This window comes from Caballeronia terrestris, assembly GCF_001544515.1.
Taxonomy (GTDB): Bacteria; Pseudomonadota; Gammaproteobacteria; order Burkholderiales; family Burkholderiaceae; genus Caballeronia; species Caballeronia terrestris.
The window spans coordinates 1-833 of sequence record NZ_FCOL02000541.1 but is presented as its reverse complement, the minus strand read 5'-3'; the positions used below and the strand labels follow the sequence as shown (position 1 = coordinate 833).

Sequence of the window (833 nt, the reverse complement as noted above, 5' to 3'; positions counted from 1 at the left end):
CACCGATAACATCCACGTGCTGCGCAATCAGGTCTTCGATGGCACGGACTTGCAGCGCCGGGTCAGCGCTCGTGGGACCAACCATGAATGCCTTCACGCCGAGCTGGTCTGCGCGCTTCTTGATTCCCTGCTCCATCGCATTGAACCAGGGAATGCCGCCAATCTTCACAACGACGCCGATGACCGGCTTGTCCGGCGACGCAGAAGCCAGGCTCGTGGCCAAGGCAAAGGCAATGGCGCTGAAGCTCAACGTACGGATGATGTTTTTGAACATGTCTCCTCCGAATTACGCCTGGTCATGGCACCAGACGCTGGAAAGTGAGTATTGGAAACCCGGATTTGACAGCCTGCTAAATGTTGCTAAATCCATTTAGCACTTCGGGTTCGTGTATGCTGAATCTATTTAGCAAGCCGGTCGACTCGTGCAAACCCTGATATTTCGCGCTTTCTCAAACGGGATAACTTTCACGAAACACGACCGGCGGGAAATCGCCCTCGGAGCACTTTGATGGCAAGCAGTAACCCCACACGCAAATCCACGATTTACGATGTCGCGAAGGCGACAGGCTCCTCGACGGCAACGGTAAGCATGGTGCTCAATGGCACTTGGGCCCGCTATCGGATAAGGGAGGAGACTGCGAATCGGATTCTCGACGCTGCGCAGAAACTCGGCTACGCCGTCAACATGAAAGCTCGCGGGCTCCGCCTCTCGCGCTCGGGTTTGGCCGGCATGATTCTTCCGCATTACCGGAACCGGTTTTTCGCGGCACTCGCGGAGACCTTCGAGGTCGAGGCACGCAGCCGAGGGCTTTGTCCGATGGTCGTGGGTACGC

General features: G+C 56.9%; 2 protein-coding genes. One reads left to right on the top strand and one right to left on the bottom strand.

The window, feature by feature from the left end; genetic code table 11:
• Positions 1–274: substrate-binding domain-containing protein (locus AWB67_RS38810; protein WP_143746842.1), on the bottom strand; the 274-nt coding region annotated here is incomplete at its 3' end.
• A gap of 234 nt (positions 275–508) precedes the next feature.
• On the opposite strand from AWB67_RS38810, the gene AWB67_RS38805 reads away from it, so the two are divergent.
• A partial coding sequence (locus AWB67_RS38805; protein WP_143746841.1) for a LacI family DNA-binding transcriptional regulator occupies positions 509–833 on the top strand: 325 nt, incomplete at its 3' end.